Source organism: Stenotrophomonas sp. 1337, from assembly GCF_031455455.1.
In the GTDB taxonomy this organism is placed as follows: Bacteria; Pseudomonadota; Gammaproteobacteria; order Xanthomonadales; family Xanthomonadaceae; genus Stenotrophomonas; species Stenotrophomonas indicatrix.
Genome location: NZ_JAVDSR010000006.1, coordinates 1 through 20,359 on the forward strand (window position 1 = coordinate 1; position 20,359 = coordinate 20,359).

A 20,359-nucleotide genomic window follows, 5' to 3' on the forward strand; every position below is an offset into this window, starting at 1 on the left:
GGCTGCCGGCCAGCGGCCGGCACTACCGTGCCCGTTTACCGGAAGGGCTGGCGCTCCTCCAGCAACACAGTTGCTACAAGGACGTACTTGCGGCGACCCCGCAATCCGACACCGCCCCGACCACCCACGGATAGCCCGCTTTGGACGTTGACGTTGACGTTGACGTTGACGTTGCTCTGGCTTGTAGCGGGTGCAGGGCGCAGCCCTGCCTCCAACCCTCATGCAAACAGCGGTGCCTGTCGCTGCTCCAGCCGCAACAACGCCGCTTTGGTTTCCAGGCCGCCACCGAAACCGGTCAACGTACCGTTGCTGCCGATCACGCGATGGCACGGCAGCACGATCGGCAACGGATTGCGGCCATTGGCCGCGCCGACCGCACGGGTCGCCGTCGGCTGGCCCAGCTGCTGCGCCAGCTGCAGGTAGCTCCAGGTCTGGCCGAAGGGAATCGACGCCAGCGCATGCCAGACGCGCAGCTGGAACGGCGTGCCATGCGGTGCCAGCGCCAGGTCGAAACCGCTGCGCTCACCGTGCAGGTACTGCAGCAACTGTTCGCGCGCCTCCGGCAATGCGCCGGGCGCGTAATGCCAGTGCTCGCGGCCGCGCGCAGGATGGCGGTTTTCCGGGAACAGAACGTGGGCCAGGCCATTCTCATCCCCGGCGATGGTCAGTTCACCGATCGGTGTATCGAAGCGATCGAACAACAGGTTCATGAGGGTTCTCCAACGAAAGTGCCGGACAGGTGCCACAGATGCAGCACGGCATAGGCGCGCCATGGTCGCCATGATTGCGAACGGGCCTCGGTGGCACGTTCGCTGAGGCGCTGGCCCTGTGCATGGCCCAGCACCTGCTGCAGCACCAGGTCACCGGCGGGGAAGGCATCAGGCTGGCCGAGCCCACGCAGGGCAATGTACTGCGCCGTCCACGGGCCGATGCCGGGCAGGGCCACGCAGCGGGCGACGAATTCCTCCAGTGCCTGCCCCGGCCCGAAGTCCAGCTGGCCGCTGGCGCAGGCTGCGGCGAGGGCGCGCACGGTGGCGGCGCGGCTGCGTGGCAGGCCGATCGATTCCAGCGGCGCGTCGGCCAGTACGTCCGGCGCTGGAAACTGACGGTCGAATTCGGACGGCATGCCGGGCAGGTGCGCACCGTAGGCATCGACCAGCCGGCGCGCGAACGTGGTGGCCGCGGCCACGCTGACCTGCTGGCCCAGCACCGCGCGCACGCCCACCTCGAAGCCGTCCCATCCGCCTGGCACGCGCAGGCCGGGGCGCTCGGCGATGCCGCGCGCCAACAGAGGTTCATCGCCCAGCGCGGCGTGCACCTGCTGCAGGTCGGCGTCCAGGTCGAACACACGGCGCACGCGGCGCACGATGTCCGGAATCAGGCGTGGGTCGACCGCGCCCAGTTGCAGGCGCAGCTCGGGCCGCTTCGGGTCGGCGGTGACGCGCAGCAGGGCGGGGCGCTCGGCTGTGCCCAACACGCGCTGGTAACTGTCTTCCCCGATCAGTTCGATGCCGGGCAGGCTGCGCTTGCGCAGGAAGGCCAGCATGCGGGGGAAATCCAGCGGCGGTCGATAGCCCAGGCGCAGCACCAGCCCGCCATCGTCGGCGGCCAGGGGATGGTGTTGGCGGCGCAGTACGGTAGGCGCCATGCCGCAGCCCTGCAGGAATGCCGTATTGAAGCGGCGCAGGCTGTTGTAACCAGCGGCCAGTGCCACGTCAGTCACCGGCAGCGTGGTTTCGGTCAGCAGCTGCTTGGCCAGCAGCAGGCGATGGGTTGCGTGGATCTGCCCTGGCGTTGCGCCCAGCCGTTCGACGAACAGGCGTTGCAGCTGGCGTGCGCTGAGGCCGATCTTTCCTGCCAGCTCGGCCACCGGCTGGTCCTGCAGGAAGCCGGCATGGATCAGCGCCAGGGCACGCTGCACGGCCTGTCCGGCCAGCGCCTGTTGTGCCAGCGGGGCCAGCTCGGGGCGGCAGCGCAGGCAGGGGCGATAGCCGGCGGACGCAGCGGCTGCTGCCGTGGGGAAATAGGTGATGTTGCGCGGCTTCGGTGGCGGCGCCGGGCACACCGGCCGGCAGTAGATGCCGGTGCTGCGCACGGCGGTGAAGAATACGCCGTCGAAGCGCGCATCGCGGGCCAGGCGGGCGCGATCGCAGGCGGCAGTGTCGAGGGCGAGTGCGGTATCCATGGCACCAGTCTAGGCGCCTGCGGGCGGTAGTACTCGCCATATTCGGACATGGATGCTGGAGGGGCCTGGCCGGGCTGCGCCCGGCACCCGCAAAGGCAACGGCAACGGCAACAGCGGGCTAGCCGTGGGATGGCGGGGTGGGTCCGGTTGCAGGGGACGCTGCAAGTACGTCCCTGTAAGCTCGGTCGCGCCATCCATGGCGCTCACGCCCCCGCAACCGGACCCACCCCGCCTTCGACAGACTTCCGCGAACTGTCGAAATGGCATGGCCTGCTCTTGGTGGGTGTCGACCTTGGTCGACATGTAGATCCACGCCATGCGTGGATGGGAAGGGGGAAGACACTGGAATGGGAAATGACGGTGCGTGAGGGTCAGAACAGGTTCAGTGGCGGGCGCTGAATGCGCGTCGTGGACGGGTAGACTGTGGTTCTTGCCTGTCTGAATCCGGTTGCCCGATGTCCGCCAAACTCCGCTGGTTGCCCCTGTTGTGCCTGGCCCTGGCGGGCTGCAGCCAGTTGGAGAACCCCGGCAACGTCACCGCTGCCGACAAGGCCACGCGGGCTCCGGCCAGCGATGGCGAAAACATGGTGTCGATCAATGCCGCCGATGCGCCGCCACCGCCGGCACAGGCGCGCAGCCGGGCTGATCGGCCCTGGCCGCAGGCGCAGCTGGAAAACGGCAAGGCCTGGGTCAGCTGCACCACCGATTACGCCGGCGACGGCGGCGATGGCATTGAACTGGAAGGCCTGCAGCGCGAACAGCTGAAGCAGGCGCTGGCGCCGTGCGCCGAGCGTGGCCTGCTGCGCGTGCGCTACAACGGCAAGATCAACCCCGGGTTTGCCGAGATGATGTGGCGGCTGGCCGTGGTCGCCGACGAGCTGCAGATCCACAAGCGCATCCTGGATCTGGATTCCAGCGGTGGCCAGGTGGAATCGGCCATCGTTGCCGGCGACAGCATCGGCGAATCCGGCTGGACCATCTGGGTGCGCGAGGGCTCGATCTGCCACAGCGCCTGCGTGTTCGTGCTGGCTGCCGGCGACAACCGGTTGTTGACCGGCAAGGTCGGCATCCACCGCATGATGCGCATCAGTTCCAAGGCCACTTCGCGCGCGGAACTCAACCGCGAGCTGCACGAGGTCTATGACAACGTGAAGGATTATCTGCAGCGCAATGGTGTGGCGGTGGGTGTGGCCGACCTGATGATGACCGTGCCCAACCGCAGCCTGCGCCTGCTGACGGCCGAAGAGCTTCGCCAGTACGGCCTGGACGGGACCAACGCCGTGCAGGACGACCTGGAGCGGATCAAGCAGATGCGTACCTGCGGCGACGACTTCGTGCAGCGCAAGGATGCGTTCCTGGTGGCGTTCGACCAGCAGTGCAAGCGCGACGGTGCCGACATGGAATCGATCAACAGCTGTGGCCAGTCGCTGAAGCAGCGCTTCGGCTTCCCCGACCCGGTGTGCCCGGAGGAAAGCCCGCTGTCGGAGATCGACGTGGCTACGCTGCCCCCGGCACCGCCGGAGCAGCCGCCGGTGGCCGAGCAGCTGCCCGCGGCATCGGCGGCACCGGCGGGGCGGGCCGAGGCGGGTGCGGTGGAAGGCAGCGTGCAAGCGCGCTGACGGCCCACTCACTGCGCTGGCGTAGACTGCGGTTCTTTCCATCGAACCGGCGGTGTCCATGAAGCGCGTGCTCCTGCTGCTGTCCCTGTTGCCCCTGGCTGCACTGGCGCAAACGCCGGCGCCGGCCACGCCCGCACCGGCCCCGGCTCGCCCCGCGCCGAGCGCACCGACGGCCGCGAAGCCGGCGACCGCTGCCACGCCGGCGCTGAGCCCGGCCCAGCAGGCGCAGGTGCAGAAACAGGACGCGGAAATGGGCAGTGCCGCATTGAAGGCCGCGCAACTGGTCGACGCCAATCGGGCTGGTGAGTTGTGGGACGGCGCCTCGGCGGTTGCCCGCCGCGCAGTGCCCAAGGCGGCCTTCGTCAGCCAGCTTGCGGCAGACCGCACGCGTCTTGGCGCGCTGGCCGGGCGTGGCCAGCCGACCATCACCCGCGTGAAATACGCTGCAGGTGCGGCCGTGCCCGAAGGCCTGTACATCAACGTCAGCTTCCCGACCCGTTTCGCCAACAGCGCGCAGCCGGTACGCGAGCTGGTGTCGTTCCGCTTCGACGAAGACCAGACCTGGCGCCTGGCCGGATACAGCCTGCGCGCATCGGCACCCTGAGGGTTGGTAGCAGATGACTTATTGGTGGAGCCACTTGCAGAAAGATCTGGAAAAACAGCTATGAAGTATCACCTGACAGAGGGGCGGCTTAATTGTCCGGCCGAAGCTTCGGCGGTTGATGGTCTGTCGACACCCTTGGGAGTGGCACTTCCCGAGAGTTACATTGAATTCCTCAGGGCGCACGACGGTGGCGAAGGGTTCATTGGCGATAACTACGTCATTTTCTGGAAAGCAAAAGAGGTGGTCGATTTCAATCGTGAATATGAAGTCGAGACATATGCGCCCGGTATATTTTTGTTCGCTTCTAACGGCGGAGGGGAAGCATATGGGTTTGACGCATTGGATGCAGAAATGCCGATAGTTCGTATTCCGTTTATAGGCATGGATCGTCAGCATGCCATCTCGGTAGCGAGCGACCTTCCCGATCTGTTTGCTCGATTGGCAGACGAAAATGATTGACCTGAATAAGTACTCACGTCCCAAGGGCATGGAGCTGTTCGAGATTAAGCCCGCTATCGTTGGTGGTGATCCGATCAGCCCTGAGAACAAAACCTGGTTGACGAGACAGCAGCACTTTGAGGCTGTGCGTTACTGGAATGAAGTTATAAGCAGCCTGCGCATTAGGCCGAAGTAACAAGCGATCCTCCGATCAACTTTTCGCCGTGGATGAATGATGACAACCGAACTGACGATGCTGGCGTGGGCGATGCTGCTGGGTTTCGTCTACATCTTTGCCGCCTCCACCGTGGTCACCCGCGAGCGCGGGATGAAATGGAACGCCTCCGCACGTGACGACTCGTCCAGGCCGTTGAGTCCACTGGCTGGACGACTGCAGCGGGCGCAATCCAACTTCTTCGAGACCTTCCCGTTCTTCGCCGCCGCTGCGATTGCGGTGGTGCTGGCCGGGCGTGGCAGCGACACCACCGCGCTGGCGGCGCAGGTCTACTTCTGGGCGCGCGTTGTCTACCTGCCGCTGTACGCAGCCGGCGTGCCCTATGTGCGCAGCCTGGTCTGGCTGGTGTCGATCGTGGCGATCCTGGCGATGGTGTTCGCGCTGCTGTGACGCGCAGCTGATCCAGATCAAGGCCGGTCAGGCACGCAGCGCTATGCTGGCCGCGACTGGATCAACGGCAGGAGGCGCGCATGCGCAGGATGGACGTGGTGGTGGTCGGCGCCGGACCGGCCGGGCTGTGCTTTGCGCGCGCGCTGGCCAGCACTGGCCTGCAGGTGGGGCTGGTCGAGGCACAGCCGCGCCAGGCCCTGGCCGAGGCGGCCTTCGACGGCCGCGAAATCGCCCTGACCCATGCCTCGCGGCAAAGCCTGGAACAGCTTGGCCTGTGGCAGCGCCTGCCCGAAGCCGAGGTTGCCGAACTGCGCGACGCGCGGGTGCTGAACGGAGGTTCGCCCTTCGCGCTGACCTTCGCCAGCAGCCAGGTAGATGGCCAGCCGCTGGGCTGGCTGGTGCCCAACCATTTGATCCGCCGCGCGGCCTGGCAGGCGGTGCAGGGCCAGAACGGGCTGGAATTGTTTGATGGCCGCAAGGTGCAGGCGGTACGCGCCGACAGCCAGGGCCACGTGGTGCGCCTGGACGATGGCAGCGAGCTGCATGCGCGGCTGCTGGTATGTGCCGACAGTCGCTTCTCCGGCACCCGCCGCATGCTCGGCATCGGTGCGCAGATGCGTGACTTCGGCAAATCGATGCTGGTCTGCAGGATGCAGGTCGAGCGCGATCACCACCACACGGCGTGGGAGTGGTTCGGCTATGGCCGCACGATGGCGCTGCTGCCGCTCAACGAAGGCCAGGCATCGGCGGTGATCACCCTGCCGCCGCGGCAGATCGAAGCGCTGCTGGCGATGGATGAGATCGCGTTCGGGGACGCCATCAGCGGCTTCTTCGAACACCGCCTGGGACGCATGCAGCCGGTGGCCACGCCACAGGCCTATCCCCTGGTCGGGGTGTATGCGCACCGCTTTGTCGGCGAACGTTCGGCACTGATCGGTGATGCCGCAGTGGGCATGCACCCGGTCACCGCACATGGTTTCAACCTGGGCCTGGCCAGCGCGCAGCGGCTGGCGCAGGGCATCGCCGAGCAGCAGCGACGTGGAGCGGACATCGCCGCGGCCGGCATGCTGGGCCGCTACCAGCGCGGGCATCGGCTGGCGGCGCGGCCGCTGTATGAAGCGACCAATGCGATTGCCAGCCTGTATACCGACGACCGTCGTCCGGCGCGCCTGTTGCGGGCGGCCGGGTTGCGGGTAGCGCAGGGGGTGGCACCGTTCCGGCAGTTGATTGCCGCCCACCTGACCCAGCGCGTGGCCTGACGGCCACGCGGTGACTTACGCGGCGGCCAGGACGCGGATCTGGCTGTCGTTGAACTCGACCACCTGGCCTGCGCGGATCTTGCAGGCCTTGCGCAGCTCGACCTCGCCATCGACCAGCACCAGGCCTTCGCTGATGACCATCTTGGCTTCGCCGCCGCTGGTGACCAGGTCGGCCAGCTTCAGCAACTGCTTGAGTTCGACGTAATCGCCGTCGAGGTCGAATTCGAGGATCTGCATGGAACGGGTTTCCTGGGGCAGGCGCTGCAGGACAGGGCCCGCGGCGGTAAAATGGGCGCCTATTGTGCGCCACGGCGGGCCGTAACGGCATGCCGTTGGCTTCCTGTACACCTTGTTCAGGCACAGTGCGGTATCATTCCGCTCTGAGCGAGTAAAACCTCAGCTCCAACCGAGCAGCGCCAGGGCACGCGATAAGAAGGGCGCCCAAAGCGCGGAATCCCCCTTTTTTTTCGCCTGCCATGCTCGTGGCAGTGCCTTCGGAGTTCCCCATGTCCCAAGAAACCCAAGCGCAGCTGCAGTTCGCGCAGCTCGGCCTGTCCGATTCTGTCATGCAGGCTGTCACTGCCATCGGCTACGAAACGCCGTCGCCGATCCAGGCTGCCACCATCCCGGCGATGCTGGAAGGCCGCGACGTGCTGGGCCAGGCCCAGACCGGTACCGGCAAGACCGCGGCCTTCGCGCTGCCGGTGCTGTCCAACATCGACCTGCAGCAGATCAAGCCGCAGGCCCTGGTGCTGGCCCCGACCCGCGAGCTGGCCATCCAGGTTGCCGAGGCGTTCCAGTCCTATTCCTCCAAGATCCCCGGTTTCCGCGTGCTGCCGGTGTACGGCGGCCAGCCGTACGGCCAGCAGCTGACGGCCCTGCGCCGCGGCGTGCACATCGTGGTCGGTACCCCCGGCCGCGTCATCGACCATCTGAACCGCAGCACGCTGGACCTGTCCGAGCTGAAGACGCTGGTGCTGGACGAAGCCGATGAAATGCTGCGCATGGGTTTCATCGACGACGTCGAAGCGGTGCTGAAGAAGCTGCCGGAGAAGCGCCAGGTGGCGCTGTTCTCGGCCACCATGCCGCCGGCCATCCGTCGTATCGCGCAGACCTACCTGAAGGACCCGGTCGAAGTCACCATCGCGACCAAGACCACCACCTCGGCCAACATCCGCCAGCGCTACTGGTGGGTGAGCGGCATGCACAAGCTGGACGCGCTGACCCGCATCCTCGAAGTCGAGCCGTTCGACGCGATGATCGTCTTCGCGCGCACCAAGGCCGGCACCGAAGAGCTGGCCAGCAAGCTGCAGGCCCGTGGCCTGGCCGCTGCCGCCATCAACGGTGACATGCAGCAGGCCCAGCGTGAGCGCACCATCGCCATGCTGAAGGAAGGCAAGCTGGACATCCTGGTCGCCACCGACGTGGCCGCTCGTGGCCTGGACGTGGAACGCATCAGCCACGTGCTGAACTACGACATCCCGTACGACACCGAAAGCTACGTTCACCGCATCGGCCGTACCGGCCGTGCCGGCCGCAGCGGTGAAGCAATCCTGTTCGCCACCCCGCGCGAAAAGGGCATGCTGCGCCAGATCGAGCGTGCGACCCGCCAGCCGATCGAAGAAATGCAGCTGCCGAGCGTGGAAGCGGTCAACGACAACCGCATCAACAAGTTCACCTCGCGCATCACCGAGACGCTGGGCCAGGGCGGCCTGGACTTCTACCGCCAGCTGCTGGAGCGTTTCGAGTCCGAACAGAACGTGCCGGCCATCGAAGTGGCCGCCGCACTGGCGAAGATGATGCAGGGCGATACCCCGTTCCTGCTGCAGCCGCCGGTGCGTGCACCGCGCGAAGAGCGTGCGCCGCGCGAGCGTTTCGAGCGCACCGAGCGCCCGGAACGTGGCGACCGCAACGAGCGCGGCCCGCGCTTCGAGCGTGGCCCGCGTCGTGACGATGCCGAGGGTGGCTTCGAGCAGCGCCCGCGCCGTGACGTGCCGCCGCGCGGTGCACCGGAGCAGGGCATGGAGACCTACCGCATTTCGGTCGGCCACCAGCATGGCGTGAAGCCGGCCAACATCGTCGGCGCCATCGCCAATGAAGCCGGCCTGGAAAGCCGCTTCATCGGTCGTATCGACATCCACGACGACTTCTCGCTGCTGGATCTGCCGGCACAGATGCCGTCGGACGTGCTGACCCACCTGCAGAAGGTCTGGGTGTCCGGCCAGCAGCTGCAGATGCGCCCGTTGGCGGCCGGAGAAGAGGTCAATCCGGCGTCGCGTCCGTTCAAGCCGCGCTTCGACAAGCGTGGTCCGGGCGGTCCGGGTGGCCCGGGAGCTCCGCGTCGCAGCGGTCCGGGTGGCCCCGGCGGCGACCGCGACAGCCGTCCGCCGCGTCGTGATGGCTTCAACAAGCCACGTGGCCCGCGCAGCTTCTAAGCCGCGCTGAAGTAGACGAACAACGCCAGCCTCCGGGCTGGCGTTGTTGTTTGCATGGCGCCAGGGCGGCCCGGCCGCCGCTGCCGATCACCGGCCGGGTCCGGTTTCGCATGGCCCACACATCTGCGGTTCTAGGCTGGCGCGGTTCCGTAGGAGATTGTCACCGCAGCACATTCGGGGGATCCAGGATGGGTAGAAGTGGCATGGACCAACAGCGTCGACGGGTACCGATGACCCGCGGGCTGGGACTGCGATTTGCGCTGTTGACGGGCATGGCGATCGGCTTGGTCGCGCTGTCGGCTGTGATCCAGGAGCTGCAGGCGGCATCGACCGCATGGATCGCAGGGCAGGGCTACTGGTCGCGGGGGCAGCAGGACGCCACCGCAGCGCTCAGCCGTTACCTGGCGCGTGGCCATCTGCAGGATCTGCAGGATGCCCAGACGGCACTGCAGGTTCCGTTGGGTGACCTGCAGGCCCGCAAGGCGCTGGAGCAACCCGAACCGGACGAGGCGACAGCCCGCGCCGGTTTTCTGCGTGGGGGCAATGCCCGCGCCGACATTCCGCGGCTGATCTTCTCGTTCCGCCATGCGCGCAACGTCGGAGCCTTCCGCGAAGCCACCTGGTTGTGGCGGCAGACCGACGCAAACCTGCTGGCCATGCAGTCGCTGGCGGAGGAACTGCAACGGCGCCATGGCTCGGGGCCGCTGGACGAGGCGACCGTGGATGACTACCTGCATCGGCTGCGTGGCATCGACCACCAGCTGCGCGGGCAGGCGCAGGCGTTCTCGCAGGCACTGCTGCGCATGGCCCGCGCGGTGCGCATCGCGACCCTGGCCGTGGGCGGCCTGTCGGTCCTGCTGATCAGCCTGATGGCGGTGGCCCTGGCGCGGCGGGTGGGCAAGGACCTGACCGAGCATGAGAGCCGCTTCCGGGCTGCCTTCTACCAAGCCAACGTCGGCATGCTCAAGCTGGATGCCGGCGGCCGGGTGGTGGAGGCCAACCAGGCGATGGCCGACATTCTCGACCATCGTCGGGACTTGCTGCTGCAGATGTCGCTGGCCGAGCTGCTGATGGAGGGCGAGCTGGTGATCGATGAGAGTGGCCACATCGACTGGGAGCGCCAGCTGCGACCGGGCGAGCTGCGCTTCCGGCGCCGCGATGGCAGCCTGGTGTGGGGGCGCTGGAGTGGTACCGGCGTTCGCACTGCCAGCGGCCGCCTGTCGGTGTTCGCCATCGTCGAGGATGTCAGCCAGAACCATGCCCTGGCACGTGAGATAGAGCACCACGCCAGCCATGACCCCCTGACCGGCCTGATCAATCGTCGGGAGATCGAGCGCCTGCTGGAAAAATCGCTGCTGCAGGTCCGCTCCGACGGTGGAACCCATGCCCTGGGCTACATCAACCTGGACCACTTCAAGCTGGTCAACGACAGCTTCGGCCACGCGGCCGGCGACCAGATGCTGCGCAGTTTCGCCGAGTACCTGGTCGGCGCGGTGCGCGATGGCGACTGGGTCGGCCGCCTGGGGGCGGACGAGTTCGCGGTGTTCCTTGCCCGCGCCAACCAGGATGAAGCCAAGCGTGTGCTGCAGCGGTTGATCCGCAACCTGGGCCAGGCCACGTTCCCGGTCAGCGAGGGCAGTCCCCAGTTGAGCTGCAGTGTCGGCGTGGTCGAAGTGACAGCCGAGGCGCCGGACGTGAACTGGTTGATGAGCGCGGCCGACAGCGCGTGCTATGCGGCCAAGCAGGCCGGTCGCAACCGCGTGCATTGCTTCAACGAGAACCGGCTGGCGCTGGAGGAGCGACGGCTGGAGGCCGAACGCCTGCAGGGCGTCAGTCGCGCCATGGCCGAGAACCGGATGCTGTTGTATGCGCAGCGCATCGCCAAAGTGGGTGATCCGTCCTACCTGCACTACGAGGTGCTGGTGCGCATGCGTGACAGTGACGGCGTGCTGCACCTGCCGGGCCAGTTCATGCCTGCGGTGGAGCGCTACGGCATGGCGGTGGTGCTGGACCGGCACGTGCTCGGCCTGCTTTTCCGCCACCTGCAGGTGTGCCCGGCGCACGTACGGCAGCTGGGCCTGTGCAACGTCAATGTATCGGCCCAGTCGATCGCCGAGCCGGGATTCCTGGCCTTCGTCTGCGACCTGCTGGAGCGCAACCGCGCGCTGGCGTCCAAGCTCTGTTTCGAGATCACCGAAACGGCGGCCATCGGTAACCTGAGCCAGGCGCGTGCCTTCATCGACGCGGTCAAGGCGCGCGGCTGCCGGGTGGCGCTGGACGATTTCGGCTCGGGCCTGTCCTCGTTCGGTTATCTGCGGCAGCTGTCGGCGGACATGCTGAAGATCGATGGGGCGTTCGTGCGCGACATGGACACCGATCCGGTCAGCCGTGCCAGCGTGCGCGCGATCAGCGAGCTGGGCCGCGAACTGCAGATGGAGGTGGTGGCCGAGTGGGTGGAGACCACCGAAATTGCCGAGGCGCTGGCCGGGATGGGCGTGCAGGGGCTGCAGGGTTATGCCATCGAACGGCCGCAGCCGCTGGAACGGCTGACCCTGGCTGACCTGCGACCGATGCGGTTGGCCGGTACGCAGGGGCCATCGGCTGTCGGCTGAAGGTGCTGCGGCCGGGCGGCGCCCGGCACCCGCTGTAGTGCCGGCCGCTGGCCGGCAACCTCAACAGCAACAGCAACAGCTGCATTCCGTGGGATGGCGGGGTGGGTCCGGTTGCGGGGGACGCCGCAAGTACGTCCCTGTAGGCTCGGTCGCGCCATCCATGGCGCTCACGCCCCCGCAACCGGACCCACCCCGCCTTCGACAGATTCCGGCTGCTGTTGGTGGGTGTCGACCTTGGTCGACACGTAGATCCACGCCACGCGTGGATGACATCCAATCCATTCATTGATTTCGAAACGGTATGAACATCCATCCACGCACGGCGTGGATCTACCAGATGGCGGGACACTGTCAGGGGGGGGGCGGTATGGGCAGGCAGGACCGTTGGCGCCATGGGCCCTCGGGCGGGTTGGGCAGGACGCCCAACCCCGGTCTTGCCGTGTGCGCAGGACGGCGCACACGAGCAAGGCGCCATCGAGCCCCATGGATGGGTTTACGGCGTGTCCTGCCTGCCCATACCGCCCCGCCCACCTCGGTAGCCCGCAGTTGCTGTTGCTGTTGAGGTTGCCGGCCAGCGGCCGGCACTACAGCGGGTGCCGGGCGGCAGCCCGGCCAATACCCCCGCCACTTTGGTCTACACATCGGTGGTGCATTCCGCTGCGATAATGCCGCCAGGGGCGACGCGCAGTGGGCGCGGACGTAAGCAGGAACAGGACGTGGCGTGGGCGGCAGGCAGGTGCGTTTGGAAACAGGGGCGGTGCTTGTCCTGCTGCTGGTGTGGTTGGCGTTGCCGTGGCTGGGCCATGCGCGCAGCGTCGACGCTGGCCGCGATTACCTTCTGGTCGGCACCGCGACAGCCGAACCTACGCCACATCGCGCGTGCACGCCGGAGATGCTGGCCGGGCCGCGCCAGCAGACACGGGTGAATGCACCGCCAGAAGGCTGGTCCGGCGAGCCGCAGGCGCTGGATGTCTTCAACATCTTTGCCGGCGAAGTGCGGCTGCAGCACGGTGATCGTGAGATCTGCGGCAACATGCAGGATGCGCGCACCCGCGATTCGCGCTTTCGTGCGGGCATCGGCATGGTGGCGGTACCCGCTGCCGGCAGCCACGAACCCTTCCTGGTCTCCTGGCAGACGCCGCTGAAGGCGCGCTGGGTTCCCACATTGCAGCTGGGTGCGCCCAGCCCGGTGCAGCAGAACGACACTGCCCGGCTGCTGGTGCGCGCCGCATGCATCGCCGTGGCAATCGCGCTGGCGCTGTCGGCGCTGATGGCCTACCTGACCACCCGCGACCGCAGCTTCCTGATGTATATCGGTGCCACCCTGGTGCTGGTGCTGTGGCAGTCGATCCTGGGCGGCCTCAGCGGCTATCCCGAGCCCTGGCTGCGCGTCGGCGGGCGCGGTGACTGGTGGCTGCTGGCGCTGACTGCAGCGACCCAGGCACTGGTGTTGCCGGCGCTGTGGCGCCTGAACGGCGGTGACCGCGTGCTGCCACGTTCGCGCGCGGGCCAGCAGCTGGTGTTGTGGTCCCTGCTCACGCTGGCGGCACTGGTGCCGTGGTTGCAGCGCGATGGACTGGTCGTGGTCGCACAGGTCCTGCAGTGGAGCTTCATTGCCGGCTGCGCGCTGTCGTTGGCGATGGGCATCTGGGCCCGGTTGCGCGGCGATGTCTGGTCGCTGGCCGGACTGGCCGCACTGGCGCCGATGCTGGTGCTGATCGTGGCCGACGCCGCCAGCGCGCATTGGTTGATGGAATACCGGGTGGAGGCCCTGCAGCTGGCGGTCACCTGGCTGCTGATGATGGCGGCCTATGCGCTCAACCTGCGCCTTGGCCGGCTGCGCCAGCAGCGTGATGAAATGCGCCAGCTCGCCGAGACCGACATGCTGACCGGTCTACCCAACCGCCGTGCCGGCCTGCACCAGCTGGCACAGCATCTGCAGGGCGGCGAGCGTGACAGAGGGCCGCTGGTGATCGGATTCCTCGATATCGATCTGTTCAAGGACATCAATGATCGTCATGGCCATGAGATCGGCGACCAGGTGCTGGTAGCCGTGGCGCGCGCGCTACGCGCCGCGGTCCGCAGCGAGGATCAGGTGGTGCGGATGGGGGGGGAAGAGTTCCTGCTGCTGTTGCCGGGAATGCCGCGTGAGGTTGCGGCCACCCGCCTGGAACGCCTGCGCCAGCGCATCACCGAGACCTGCCGGGACCTGCAGGTGCCCGCTCTGGAGGTGACCGCGAGCATCGGCATGGCACAGTGGCGACCGGCCGAAGATGACCTGGCCGCGCTGCTGCGGCGCGCCGACCACGCCATGTACGTAGCCAAGCGCAGTGGCCGCAACCGGGTGTTCGATGGCGAAACCGAAGATCCGTTGACCACGGCATGAGGCGGGAAGGGCGGTGATGCCGGATAATGGGGCGATGACCAGCCGACTCAACAAATACATCGCCGACACCGGCTTCTGCTCCCGACGCGAGGCCGATCGCCTGATCGCCGCCCGCCGGGTCACCGTCAATGGCCATGCCGCCGGCACCGGCGCGGTGGTCGGCGAGGATGACAAGGTGCTGGTCGACGGCCAGCCCCTGCGCGTGCGCACTGCCCGCAAGCCCGGCGCCCGCCGCCACGTGTACATCGTGCTGAACAAGCCGGTGGGCGTGACCTGCACCACCGAAAGCACGGTGAAGGGCAACATCGTCGACTTCGTCGGCCATGAACAGCGCATCTTCCCGATCGGCCGCCTGGACAAGGAGTCCGAAGGCCTGATCCTGATGACCAGCAACGGCGACATCGTCAACCAGATCCTGCGCGCCGAGAACGGCCACCAGAAGGAATACCTGGTGGCGGTTAACAAGCCGGTCACCGACGAATTCCTGCGCGCGATGGCCCGTGGCGTGCGCATCCATGACCAGATGACGCTGCCGTGCAAGACCTCGCGGATCGCCAAGTTCGGTTTCCGCATCATCCTGCAGCAGGGCCTGAACCGGCAGATCCGGCTGATGGCGGCCGAGTTCGGCTACCGCGTGACCCAGCTGCGCCGCGTACGTATCGACAACATCAAGATCGGTGCACTGAAGCCGGGCCAGTGGCGCAACCTGACCGAGCAGGAGCTTCACGGCCTGTTGCCGCAGCAGCAGGACTGGTAAGCAACGGCCGGTAGTGCCGGCCGCTGGCCGGCAACTGCACGGTGCTGGCAATGAACATCAGGGAGCCGACCAACGGCCGGCACTACCGGAATGCAGATTGGCCGCCCGCATCCGCTAGACTTTGCGGCGCCCTGCCGGAACGTGACGCTGCATGATCAAGCCCGACAAGCCCGCCAACGAAGCGCTGCGCCTGGAGGCGCTGTACCGCTACCGGATCCTCGATTCCGAGCGCGAACGCTCGTTCGATGACCTGGTGGCCATCGCCAAGGCGGTGTGTGGCACGACCATGGCGGCCGTGACCCTGATCGACGTCGAGCGCCAGTGGTTCAAGTCGATGCAGGGCATCGACGCGACCGAGAACCTGCGCAGCGAGTCGATGTGCGGCCACGCGATCCTGCAACCGCAGGAAATCATGGTGGTCGAGGATGCATTGCAGGACGTCCGCTTCCACGACAATCCGGTGGTGACCGGCGACCCGCATGTGCGCTTCTATGCCGGTGCGCCGTTGATCAGCAGCGACGGCCTGCCGCTGGGAACCCTGTGCGTGTTCGACGCGCGGCCGCAGCAGCTGGCGACCGACAAGGCCGAAGCGCTGGCCGCGCTGTCGCGGCAGGTGATGGTGGTGATGGAGCTGCGCCGTTTCGCCCTGGATATCCAGCGGCACATGCTTGAGCGCAACGATTACGAACGCCTGCTGTCGGAGTATCACGATGTGCTGCTGGCCCAGAATGCCGACCTGGCCGAACAGAGCCGTACCGACGCCCTGACCGGCCTGCCCAACCGGCGGGCACTGGCAGCAGCGCTGGACGAGGCGGTGATTGCCGTCGATGGCCGCGACCGGCAGACCTGCGTGGCCCTGCTGGACATCGATCATTTCAAGCACATCAATGATTTCCAGGGCCACGCGACCGGCGACCGGGTGCTGGCCGAACTGGGGGCGCTGCTGCGCTCGCACTTCGCCGGTGGGGGGCTGGCCGCGCGCTATGGCGGCGAGGAATTCGTGGCACTGATGCCGGACGCGGACCTGCGTACCGCCGAACTGCAATGCGAGTTCCTGCGGGTAGCCGTGTCCAACCTGCCGCTGGGCTTCCCGGTGACCATCAGCATCGGTGTGGCACAGCACCAGCCCGGTGAAACGTCTGACCAGACCCTGGCCCGTGCCGATGCCGCGCTGTACCGGGCCAAGGGCGCCGGCCGCAACCGGGTGGAAGTGGCGCCCTGACCGCCCGCGCGGCTGCGGTGGATCCACGCCATGCGTGGATGGCCCGGGCCTTTGCGTGCAGTCGCAGCCATTGCGATACCCGTACGGCACCCTCAACGTCTCACCGCAAGGACGTCGACCATGCTGCAGACCCTGGCCATCGCCAATTACCGATCGCTGCATGCGCTGGTGCTGCCGATGCAGCGGCTCAACGTGGTCACCGGCGACAACGGCAGTGGCAAATCCAGCCTGTACCGCGCGCTGCGCCTGCTGGCGGAAACCGCGCAGGGCGGTGTTGCAGCGGTACTGGCGCGGGAGGGTGGATTGGGCTCGGCGCTGTGGGCAGGTCCGGAAAAGATCGACCGCCGCGTGCTGGCCGGTGAGATCCCGCTGCAGGGCGGGCCGCGCCAGGAATCGGTGGGGCTCAAGCTGGGCTTCGCCACCGATGAATTCGGCTACGCCATCGACCTCGGATATCCGCCACCGAGCCGATCAGCTTTCGCGCTGGACCCGCAGATCAAGGCTGAAGCGATCTGGGCAGGGCCGTTCCTGCGCAGCGCCAATCTGCTGGTCGACCGCCGCGGTGCGCTGGTGCGGCAGCGGCACGGGCATGGCTGGGATGTAGTGGATGATCGTCTTTCACTGTTTGACAGCCTGTTCACCCAGGTGGGCGATCCGCAGCGCATGCCGGAAGCCATCACCTTGCGCGAGTACATCCGCCGTTGGCGCTTCTACGACCACTTCCGCAGCGATGCCGATGCACCGGCGCGACAACCGGCGATGGCGACCCGTACCCCGGTGCTGCACCACGACGGCCGCGACCTCGCCGCCGCCTGGGTGACGATCCTGGAAATCGGCGATCCGCAGGCGCTGGCGCGGACGATCGAGGATGCATTTCCGGGAGCGACGGTCAGCTTCGAGGAACTGGATGGCCGACTCGCGCTGCGCTTCCACCAGCCCGGTCTGCTGCGGCCACTGTCGATGGCCGAGCTGTCCGACGGCACGCTGCGGTTCCTGTTGCTGGCCGCGGCCCTGCACACGCCACGGCCGCCGCCGCTGCTGGTGCTCAACGAGCCGGAGACCAGCCTGCATCCGGACCTGCTGCCGGCGCTTGCACGGTTGATCATCGCCGCCAGTGCACGCAGCCAGGTCTGGGTGGTATCGCACGCCACGCGCTTGATTGCCGCGCTGGAACAGGCACCGCAGTGCCATTCAATGCACCTGCACAAGGAATACGGGCGTACGCTGCTGAGCGGGCAGGGCCTGCTGGATGCACCGGCCTGGCATTGGCCGCAGCGCTGAGACGGGTGCCGGGAAGATCCACGCAATGCGCGGACGCGCTCAATCGGCGATGTTGCGCGCTTCGGATGTTCCGAGGATTTCCGGATGCTGCACGCGCTTGCGGCGGTTGAGCAGCGGATGCAGGAACACGGCACCGACGATGATCGCCACGCCCAGGTAGAACCACGGGGTGACTTCATGCTGCTCGCGCAGCAGCACCACGGCCAGCAACACGGCGTAGACCGGTTCCAGGTTGGTGACCAGCTGCACGGTGTAGGCGCTGAGGTGGCGCAGCGCGACCAGGGCCAGGGCGAACGGCAGCAGCGTGCAGACACCGGCCAACACCAGCAGCAGGATGCCGTCGTGCAGGTCGGGAACGATCCACAACGGGCTGGCCAGCGCTGGCAGCAGGTACGGCATCAGCGGTGCCAGCAGGGTCAGGGTGAGCGTGCCCGCGCCAAGTTCCAGTGCGGTGACCGTCAGCGGATCGGCATGGCTGACCATGCGCTTGTTGAGCGAGCCGAACACTGCCACCAGCAGGGCCGAGAGCGCACCGATCAACACGCCCAGACGCATGCCGTCGGGCACGCCGCCCACCACCAGCGCCACACCGGGCAGCACCGCCAGGCCGAAGGCCAGTTCGCGCAGCTGGAAGGGACGCTTGGCCACCCAGGGCTCGATGATCGAGGTGAACACCGGTGCCAAGGCGATGCAGGTGGCGGCAACCGAGGCATTGGCCAGCTTCACCGCGCCGTAGAAGGTCAGCCAGTGCAGGGCCACCAGCGCGCCGATACCGGCATAGCCGGCCACCAGCCGCAGCGGCAACGTGCGCAACCCGCGCCAGACCCGCGGCAGCAACGCCAGCATCGCCACCACCAGCAGCATCCGCCACCACACCAGCGGCAGCGCCGGCAGGGTGATCAACTTGCCGAGGATGGCGGTGACGCCCCACAGCAGGACACAGAAGTGGATCTGCCAAAGCGCTTTGCGGGTGTCGGGTGTGCTCATCGGCGTATTGTGAGGCAAGCCGCATCGGCGGGCGATGCCTGTGGCATGCTCGCGGCGTTGCCACGAGGGAGCCGTGCATGCCTGCTGCCCGTTTTCTTCTGCTGCGCGGCTGGGCGCTGTTGACCGCGCTGGTCGCGGCAGCATCGCTGCTGCTGCAGTTTGCCCTGCTGATGCGTGGCATCGGCGCCAGCCTGGGACCCGGCGTGGCGAGCCTGCGCTTCTTCAGCTACTTCACCATCCTCAGCAATCTGGCCGTGTGCCTGGGCTGCCTCTGGCTCTGCAGCGGCCGCGCACTGCGACCTACGGTAGCCGCCACCCTGGCACTGTGCATCGGCGTCACCGGCCTTATCTATCTGCTGGCGCTGCAGGGGCTGTGGCAGCCAACTGGCCTGCAATGGTGGGCCGATGCCGGATTGCACTACGTGGTGCCGATGCTGTATCTGGCCGGTTGGGCGGGGCTGCTGCCACATGGTGGCCTGCGCTGGCGTGCGTTGGGTGTGGTCCTGCTGGTGCCACTGGCCTACCTGGGCTGGGCGATGCTCACGGCCTCGTGGTTGGGCAGCGCACCGTACCCGTTCCTGGAAGTACAGCGGATCGGTTCGCGTGCATTCGGCCTCAGCGTGCTGCGCGTCGGCGGGGTGTTCGTGCTGGGCTGGACACTGCTGTGGGCAGTGGACCGCTGGCGCCGTCGATGACCCGCTGCAGTGCCATCGCCGCCGCCGGATTGCGCACCTTGCCGGCGCCGATGCACAGCAGGTAGACCTCGCGCGGCGCGGCAGGGCCCGGTGCGGCCAGGCAGGGCAGGTCGTCCACCGCCTCACCCCGGGCCCAGCACCGCGCGCGCGTGGCCCAGCGCTGCTGCATCGGCTGGGAAAGACCTTCGGCCAGTCTGGCCTGGCTGCGTTTGATCCGTGCATAGACGAAGCCCGCGGTGATGTCGCCATGCAATGGCGATTCGTCGCTGTCTTCGATCACCAGGGCCACGCCATGCCGGCGCGCCGCTTGCACCAGTTCCGGCCCATGGACGCTGGCGTTGCGCACCTCCAACGCATGCTGCAACCCCGTTCCATCCAGCTGCTTGGGCAGCTGTGCCATGAAGGCATCCAGCGCCGCGGCATCGGCCGGGTGCTGCGGGTCGAACTGCCAGAGCAACGGGCCCAGCCGGTCGCCCAGCGCGACGGCCGCCTGCAGGAACGCGCTGGCCGCCTCGATCGTGGACGACAGGTCGCGACGCTGCACCAGATGACGCGGGGCCTTCATCGAGAACCGGAAACCTTCCGGCGTCTGCGCTGCCCACTGCGCGCACTGGGCAGCTGTCGGGGTGCGGTAGAAGGTGCCGTTGATCTCGATGCAGCGCAACGCACGACTGGCATAGGCCAGCTCTTCGCGCTGGATCAGCCCTGGCGGATAGAAGGCGCCACCACGCCATTGCGGGAACACCCAGCCGCCGATACCGCAGCGGACCGGCGCCGCAGACGCTTGCCGTGCCGTCATTGCGTGTGTTCCGCCCGCCACGGATCGTAACTGCCGAACCACCACAGGTAGCCTTCCGGGTCGGCGCAGGCATAGCCACGTCCACCGTAGGCCTGGTCGGCAATGTCGATGACGATGCGCGCACCGGCAGCCGTGGCCCGGGCATAGTGGGCGTCGACATCGGTGACGATCACGCAGGGACTCTGGGTCTGCCGGCCGCCGACTTCATCGGGCATCACCGCCAGCTTGGCCCATTCGCCGCTGTTGCTGGCAGATCCGAGCATGATCATGCCCTGGCCGAATACCAGCTGCGCGTGATGCACCGTATCGCCGTCGGCATGCACGGCCTGCGCGTGGAAACCGAACGCGCGCTGCAGCCAGTCGATGGCCGCCAGCGCATCGCGGTAACGCAGGCACGGAATGATGGTGGAGCCGTTGCTGCTCTGGCCGTTCGCACCCATGACACCCCTCCTATG

18 protein-coding genes are annotated in these 20,359 nt (G+C 67.3%); 12 read left to right on the plus strand and 6 right to left on the minus strand.

Translation table 11 applies throughout. The annotated features are described in order from the left end of the window. Positions 1-218: 218 nt before the first annotated feature. Together J2X70_RS10170 and J2X70_RS10175 are read right to left on the minus strand one after the other, a co-directional pair. Complete coding sequence (locus J2X70_RS10170) at positions 219-710, minus strand: methylated-DNA--[protein]-cysteine S-methyltransferase (protein WP_279208525.1); 492 nt, start codon at positions 708-710, stop codon at positions 219-221. Beyond that, the gene (locus J2X70_RS10175; RefSeq protein WP_025877730.1) at positions 707-2,185 is read right to left on the minus strand and encodes a DNA-3-methyladenine glycosylase 2; all 1,479 of its coding nucleotides are present in this window, start codon (positions 2,183-2,185) and stop codon (positions 707-709) included. Before J2X70_RS10175 ends, J2X70_RS10170 begins: the two co-directional genes overlap by 4 nt. Before the next feature lie 455 nt (positions 2,186-2,640). On the opposite strand from J2X70_RS10175, the gene J2X70_RS10180 reads away from it, so the two are divergent. The 5 genes from J2X70_RS10180 (at position 2,641) to ubiM (ending at position 6,730) form a co-directional block, all read left to right on the plus strand. After that, the gene (locus J2X70_RS10180) at positions 2,641-3,804 is read left to right on the plus strand and encodes a hypothetical protein (RefSeq protein WP_309910205.1); all 1,164 of its coding nucleotides are present in this window, start codon (positions 2,641-2,643) and stop codon (positions 3,802-3,804) included. 58 nt (positions 3,805-3,862) lie between these two features. Beyond that, a complete protein-coding gene (locus J2X70_RS10185) occupies positions 3,863-4,408 on the plus strand; it encodes a DUF4019 domain-containing protein (protein WP_309910207.1) in 546 nt (181 codons plus the stop codon). A 60-nt stretch (positions 4,409-4,468) separates the two neighbouring features. Further along, positions 4,469-4,867, plus strand: coding sequence for an SMI1/KNR4 family protein (locus J2X70_RS10190; protein ID WP_309910209.1), 399 nt, complete (start codon positions 4,469-4,471; stop codon positions 4,865-4,867). Between the two features lie 214 nt (positions 4,868-5,081). Next, on the plus strand, positions 5,082-5,471 hold the full coding sequence (locus J2X70_RS10195; RefSeq protein WP_309910211.1) for an MAPEG family protein: 390 nt from the start codon (positions 5,082-5,084) through the stop codon (positions 5,469-5,471). Positions 5,472-5,551: 80 nt separating this feature from the next. Next, positions 5,552-6,730 carry a 5-demethoxyubiquinol-8 5-hydroxylase UbiM gene (ubiM, locus tag J2X70_RS10200; protein WP_309910213.1) on the plus strand — a complete coding sequence of 393 codons (1,179 nt, stop codon included), beginning with the start codon at positions 5,552-5,554 and terminating at the stop codon, positions 6,728-6,730. Between the two features lie 15 nt (positions 6,731-6,745). Here ubiM and J2X70_RS10205 read toward each other — a convergent pair whose 3' ends face one another. Next, the gene (locus J2X70_RS10205; RefSeq protein ID WP_025877723.1) at positions 6,746-6,967 is read right to left on the minus strand and encodes an RNA-binding S4 domain-containing protein; all 222 of its coding nucleotides are present in this window, start codon (positions 6,965-6,967) and stop codon (positions 6,746-6,748) included. A 269-nt stretch (positions 6,968-7,236) separates the two neighbouring features. On the opposite strand from J2X70_RS10205, the gene J2X70_RS10210 reads away from it, so the two are divergent. The 6 genes from J2X70_RS10210 to J2X70_RS10235 all read left to right on the plus strand — a co-directional run bounded on the left by J2X70_RS10210 (position 7,237) and on the right by J2X70_RS10235 (position 17,423). After that, on the plus strand, positions 7,237-9,165 hold the full coding sequence (locus J2X70_RS10210; RefSeq protein WP_309910215.1) for a DEAD/DEAH box helicase: 1,929 nt from the start codon (positions 7,237-7,239) through the stop codon (positions 9,163-9,165). 188 nt (positions 9,166-9,353) lie between these two features. Further along, complete coding sequence (locus tag J2X70_RS10215) at positions 9,354-11,777, plus strand: EAL domain-containing protein (protein WP_309910217.1); 2,424 nt, start codon at positions 9,354-9,356, stop codon at positions 11,775-11,777. A gap of 721 nt (positions 11,778-12,498) precedes the next feature. Then, a complete protein-coding gene (locus J2X70_RS10220; protein WP_309910219.1) occupies positions 12,499-14,163 on the plus strand; it encodes a diguanylate cyclase in 1,665 nt (554 codons plus the stop codon). A 34-nt stretch (positions 14,164-14,197) separates the two neighbouring features. After that, complete coding sequence (locus J2X70_RS10225; protein ID WP_033830696.1) at positions 14,198-14,920, plus strand: pseudouridine synthase; 723 nt, start codon at positions 14,198-14,200, stop codon at positions 14,918-14,920. 151 nt (positions 14,921-15,071) lie between these two features. After that, positions 15,072-16,142: a sensor domain-containing diguanylate cyclase gene (locus J2X70_RS10230; protein ID WP_025877715.1), complete on the plus strand. Its 1,071-nt coding sequence runs from the start codon at positions 15,072-15,074 to the stop codon at positions 16,140-16,142. Positions 16,143-16,262: 120 nt separating this feature from the next. After that, the gene (locus J2X70_RS10235) at positions 16,263-17,423 is read left to right on the plus strand and encodes an AAA family ATPase (protein WP_218789007.1); all 1,161 of its coding nucleotides are present in this window, start codon (positions 16,263-16,265) and stop codon (positions 17,421-17,423) included. Between the two features lie 39 nt (positions 17,424-17,462). On the opposite strand, the gene J2X70_RS10240 is transcribed toward J2X70_RS10235, so the two are convergent. Further along, positions 17,463-18,410: a DMT family transporter gene (locus tag J2X70_RS10240; RefSeq protein WP_025877711.1), complete on the minus strand. Its 948-nt coding sequence runs from the start codon at positions 18,408-18,410 to the stop codon at positions 17,463-17,465. A gap of 77 nt (positions 18,411-18,487) precedes the next feature. Here J2X70_RS10240 and J2X70_RS10245 point away from each other — a divergent pair, with 77 nt between their 5' ends. Then, positions 18,488-19,105 carry a Pr6Pr family membrane protein gene (locus J2X70_RS10245; protein WP_099783359.1) on the plus strand — a complete coding sequence of 206 codons (618 nt, stop codon included), beginning with the start codon at positions 18,488-18,490 and terminating at the stop codon, positions 19,103-19,105. On the opposite strand, the gene J2X70_RS10250 is transcribed toward J2X70_RS10245, so the two are convergent. Together J2X70_RS10250 and J2X70_RS10255 are read right to left on the minus strand one after the other, a co-directional pair. Then, positions 19,026-19,904, minus strand: a complete 879-nt coding sequence (locus tag J2X70_RS10250; RefSeq protein WP_309910223.1) for a DUF72 domain-containing protein — start codon at positions 19,902-19,904, stop codon at positions 19,026-19,028. The genes J2X70_RS10245 and J2X70_RS10250 overlap by 80 nt on opposite strands. Then, the gene (locus tag J2X70_RS10255; protein WP_309910226.1) at positions 19,901-20,344 is read right to left on the minus strand and encodes a VOC family protein; all 444 of its coding nucleotides are present in this window, start codon (positions 20,342-20,344) and stop codon (positions 19,901-19,903) included. The genes J2X70_RS10250 and J2X70_RS10255 overlap by 4 nt, the downstream gene beginning before the upstream one ends. Positions 20,345-20,359 lie beyond the last annotated feature (15 nt).